At 68.8% G+C, this 4,727-nt stretch carries 4 protein-coding genes and 1 pseudogene; 3 read left to right on the top strand and 2 right to left on the bottom strand.

Annotation, left to right across the window (positions count from 1 at the left end; all coding sequences use genetic code 11):
- A partial coding sequence (locus tag ACT4N8_RS15970; RefSeq protein ID WP_444859100.1) for a M28 family peptidase occupies positions 1-1,349 on the bottom strand: 1,349 nt, incomplete at its 3' end.
- Between the two features lie 66 nt (positions 1,350-1,415).
- Between ACT4N8_RS15970 and ACT4N8_RS15965 the strand changes: the two genes are divergently transcribed.
- Both ACT4N8_RS15965 and ACT4N8_RS15960 read left to right on the top strand, forming a co-directional pair.
- Positions 1,416-1,967, top strand: a complete 552-nt coding sequence (locus ACT4N8_RS15965) for a DOMON-like domain-containing protein (RefSeq protein ID WP_444859099.1) — start codon at positions 1,416-1,418, stop codon at positions 1,965-1,967.
- Positions 1,964-3,160 carry an exo-beta-N-acetylmuramidase NamZ family protein gene (locus tag ACT4N8_RS15960; RefSeq protein WP_444859098.1) on the top strand — a complete coding sequence of 399 codons (1,197 nt, stop codon included), beginning with the start codon at positions 1,964-1,966 and terminating at the stop codon, positions 3,158-3,160. The genes ACT4N8_RS15965 and ACT4N8_RS15960 overlap by 4 nt, the downstream gene beginning before the upstream one ends.
- Here ACT4N8_RS15960 and ACT4N8_RS15955 read toward each other — a convergent pair.
- A complete protein-coding gene (locus ACT4N8_RS15955; protein ID WP_444859097.1) occupies positions 3,154-4,161 on the bottom strand; it encodes a fumarylacetoacetate hydrolase family protein in 1,008 nt (335 codons plus the stop codon). The two genes, ACT4N8_RS15960 and ACT4N8_RS15955, sit on opposite strands and share 7 nt — an antisense overlap.
- Positions 4,162-4,249: 88 nt before the next feature.
- On the opposite strand from ACT4N8_RS15955, the pseudogene ACT4N8_RS15950 reads away from it, so the two are divergent.
- A pseudogene (locus tag ACT4N8_RS15950) lies at positions 4,250-4,727 on the top strand (hypothetical protein); the annotation flags it as partial.

Here is a 4,727-nt window from a genome sequence, read left to right as displayed (position 1 = left end):
GCCGCGACCGAGGAGACGCCAAACACCCAGTCGTCGACGCGGATGTGGGGAAGTCTCGAAGCGCATATTCTCTCGGGCACTCGTGCGCGCTGGTCTGGGGGCGTATCAATTCCTACACAAGATCGGGTGCGAAGGCTGTGTTGCCAGTCGGAAGCGTTCGTGCGTCTCCAACGCACCACATAGTAGTCCGCCCCAGGGACGCCGCCCCAATTTAAAGCCGTATCGGTAGAAACCGCGCCCTCAACCCTTGGGGCAGGCGGCGGCGGCGCCCGCGCCAGCGCCGCGAGTGCCGCGACGTTCAGCGCCGTCACCCGGCGCAGATAGGGGAAGTCCATGCGCTCGGCTGTGTCGCCATATTCGACGCCGCCCTCGGTCCTCAGATCCTGGTGCTGCCAGTTGTAATTCTCGACCGCGACCGACATGCGGACCGCGGGGAAGCCGGCGTTCAAAAACTCGGTGTGGTCGCCGCCGCGGCCGAAGCGGTCGTTGCGCCAGATCTGGCGGACCTCGAGGCCGAGGCTGAGCTCGCCCGCCAGCGTGGCGAGGAAGCGCGAGAGGTTGCGCGAGGGCGAATCGTTCTCGCCGCCCTGGCTGCGCACTTGGCCCCTGAGCGCATCGCCGCCCTGCCAGCGCAGCCCTTCGGAAAAGACCCGGACGTTGGCGTCGTCGCACACGCCGTCCGAGCCGCAGCTGTTGCCGACGATGTCGTTGTTGAGGTTGGCGATCACCTCCCAGCCCTGCGCGCGGGCATAGTCGGCGAGGATGCGGCCGCCGTGCAGCCCCTGCTCCTCGCCCGAGAGCGCGGCATAGACGATCGTCGCGGGGAAGCGGTGGCGCGAGAGCACCCGCGCCGCCTCGATCACCGCGGCGGTGCCCGAGCCGTCGTCGTTCGCGCCGGGCGCGTCGTCGGTGAAATTGAGCGGATCGGAAACGCGGCTGTCGATATGGCCGGTGATGATCACGACCTGGTTGGGGCGCTCGGTGCCGCGCTGGATCGCGACGACATTCTCGATCAGGGTCGGGTTCGGGATGCGCGGCGGACGGGTCACCGTGTCGCCGGTGCGGACCACCTGGAGGCAGCCGCCGCAGGCGCGGCTGAAGCGCTGGAACTCGTCCTCGGTCCAGCGCAACGCCGCGCCGATCCCCCGCGTTGGATGATCGCGCGCCGAGAGTGTGTGCCGGGTCCCGAAGCCGACCAGACGTTCGACCGTCGCGCGCAGCCGCTCCTGCGAGACCTCGTCGGCGAGTGCGCGCAGCGACGGCGGCGGCGCTGGGCTGCGCGAGCGCTGGGCGCTGGCCGAGGGAATGATGACGATGGCGGCGGCGAGGGCGAGGAGCAGCTTTTTCATGCGCGCCTCTGTGCGCTCCACGCTCGCGAGTCGCAACCCTCGCGGGCATTGGCTAGGCTGCGCGCGATGCGCCTGACCCTCATTCCCCATCCCGATACGGCCGGCCCCGACATCGCGGTCGAGGCCGAGGCGCTGCACCGCGCGCCGGGCCGGCTCGACCTCGCCTTCTCCGTGACCGGCGACATCGCCGCCCTCCGCCTCCCCCCGCCCGGCCCGCTCGTCCGCGCCGACGAGCTCTGGCGCCACTCCTGCTTCGAGGCCTTCGTCCGCCCAGGCGGCGATGCCGGCTATTTCGAGCTCAACGTCGCCCCGTCCCGCGCCTGGGCCGCCTATCGCTTCACCGACTATCGAATGGACATGGCGGTGGCCGACGATGTGCCGGCGCCCGCGATCGAGGTGTCGCAATCCGCCGACAGCTACCGTCTCTCAGCTTCGGTCGATCTCTCCGTCGCGCTCGGTCTGCTCGCCGATCTCCCCTGGCGGCTCGGCCTTTCCGCCGTGATCGAGGAGGAAAGCGGCCGCCAATCGCTCTGGGCGCTCGCCCACCGGCCCGGAAAGCCCGATTTCCATCACGCCCATTGCTTTGCGGCGGCGTTGGCGGCAGCGAAGCCGGCATGAAATTCGGCATCGATCGCCTGCTCTCCGAGCCCGAGCTGCGGAAACCGCTCGAAGGCAAGCGCGTCGCCCTGCTCGCCCATCCCGCCTCGGTCACCGCGGACCTCACCCACTCGCTCGACGCGCTGGTCGCGGCGGGGGTGAAGATCAGTGCCGCCTTCGGCCCGCAGCACGGGCTTCGCGGCGACAAGCAGGACAATATGATGGAATCGCCGGATTATGACGATCCGGTCCACGGCGTCCCGGTGTTCAGCCTCTACGGCGAGGTCCGCCGCCCCACCGGCCAGTCGCTGCACACGTTCGACGTGCTGCTCGTCGATCTCCAGGACCTCGGCTGCCGCATCTACACCTTCATCACCACTTTGCTCTACGTGCTCGAGGCCGCGGCGGGAGCCGGCAAGTCGGTCTGGGTGCTTGATCGACCCAATCCCGCCGGCCGCCCCGTCGAGGGGATGACGCTCCTGCCGGGCTGGGAGAGCTTCGTCGGCGCCGGCCCGATCCCGATGCGCCACGGCCTCACGCTGGGCGAGCTTGGCCGCTGGTTCGTCGAGCATTTCAAGCTCGACCTCGACTACCGGGTGATCGAGATGGAGGGCTACGATCCCGAGGCCGGCCCCGGCTACGGCTGGCCGACGGAGCGGGTCTGGATCAACCCCAGCCCCAACGCCCCGAATCTCAACATGGCCCGCGCTTATGCCGGCACGGTGATGCTCGAAGGCACGACCCTGTCCGAAGGCCGCGGCACCACCCGCCCGCTCGAGCTGTTCGGCGCGCCCGGCCTCGACGGCCGCGCGCTCATCGCCGAGATGCGCAGGCTGGCGCCCCACTGGCTCGAAGGCTGCGCGCTGCGCGACATCAGCTTCGAGCCGACCTTCCACAAGCATGTCGGGAAGCTCTGCCGCGGCGTACATATCCACGCCGAGGGGCCGTTCTACGACCACCACGCCTTCAAGCCCTGGCGCCTCCAGGCCCTCGCCTTCAAGGCGATCCGCCGCCTCGCGCCCGACTACGATCTCTGGCGCGATTTCGCCTATGAATACGTATTCGACAAGCTCGCCATCGACGTCATCAACGGCGGCCCGGGTTTGAGGCAATGGGTCGATGATGTGGCAGCGGCGCCCAGCGATCTCGACGCGCTCACAGCGCCCGATGAGCAGGCTTGGCACGAAGCGCGTCGCCCGCTCCTGCTCTACTGAGTCGTCACCGCCTGCTCGATCGCGCCGAAGATGGAATGGCCGTGCTCGTCCTCCATCCAGATGCGGACCGTGTCGCCGGCCTTGAGGAAGGGCGTGGCGGGCGTGCCGTCGAGGATGGTTTCGACGGTGCGGACCTCGGCGAGACAGGAATAGCCCTTGCCGCCGCGGTCCACGGGCTTGCCCGGGCCGCCGTCCGCATCCTTGTTCGAGACCGTGCCGGAGCCGACGATCGTGCCCGCGCCCAGATTTCGCGTCTTGGCGAGGTGGGCGACGAGCGTGCCGAAATCGAAGGTCATGTCGACGCCCGCGTCGGCCCGGCCGAAGGGCCGGCCGTTCAAATCCACCTTGAGTTCGCCGTGCAATTTGCCGTCGCGCCAGGCGTCGCCCAGCTCTTCGGGCGTGACCAGCACCGGCGAGAGCGCGCTCGCGGGCTTGGACTGGACGAAGCCGAAGCCCTTGCCGAGCTCGGCCGGGATGAGGTTGCGCAAGCTGACGTCGTTGACCAGCCCGACCAATTTGATGTGCCCCAGCGCCGCCTCGCGGCTGACGCCGCGCGGCACGTCGTCGGTCACGACCACGATCTCGGCCTCGAGATCGCAGCCCCAGGCCTCGTCGGCGAGCGGGATCGGATCGCGGGGGGCGAGCATCTCGTCCGACGCGCCCTGATACATGAGCGGGTCGGTCCAGAAGCTCTCGGGCATCTCCGCCCCGCGCGCCTTCCGGACCAGCTCGACATGGTTCACATAGGCCGAGCCGTCCGCCCATTGATAAGCGCGCGGCAGCGGCGCGTCCGCCTCGCGCGCGTGGAAGCGCTCCTTGGGAATCACGCCATGCGCCAAGTCCTGCGCCAACAGCTCCAACTGCGGCGCGATGCGCTCCCAATCGTCCAGCGCCGCCTGCAAGGTCGGCGCGATATGCCGCGCGTCGGCGCACCAGGCGAGATCGTGGCTCACCACCACCAGCCGCCCGTCGCGGCCGCCCTTCAAGCTACCCAGTTTCATGGCCGTCCACTGGCATTTGGCTGGCGGCTTGGCTAGGGGCTACCTACATATTGGGAGCCGCCCCGAGCGGCGGCGGATCGGAGTTGGAATGGGCAAGGAAGAACGGATTTTCGCCAGCGACGAGGCGGCCGAGGCCGCCGCCGAGATCGCCGCCCTGGTCGCGCGCTCGCGCGCCGCGCAGGCGCGGATCGAGCATTATACGCAGGACCAGGTCGATGCCCTGATCCGCGCCATGGTCTGGTCGGTCGCGAAGCCCGGCGTCGCCGAGGAGATCGCCCAGCTCACAATCGACGAGACCCAGCTCGGCAATTACGAGGGCAAATATCTCAAGATCTTCCGCAAGACCCGCGCCGCGCTCATGGACATCATCGATGACAAATCGGTGGGCGTGATCGCCGAATATCCGGAGCGCGAGATCGTCGTGCTGGCCAAGCCGGTCGGCGTGATCGGCGCGCTTTCGCCCTCGACCAATCCCGAGGCGACCCCGGTGATCAAGGCGATCAACGCGGTCAAAGGGCGCAATTCGATCGTCATCGCGCCGCACCCGCGCGCCAAGCTCACCAACA

The sequence above is a fragment of the Sphingosinicella sp. genome (genome assembly GCF_052387495.1).
Taxonomy (GTDB): Bacteria; Pseudomonadota; Alphaproteobacteria; order Sphingomonadales; family Sphingomonadaceae; genus Allosphingosinicella.
This window is presented reverse-complemented; position numbering and strand designations above follow the sequence as displayed.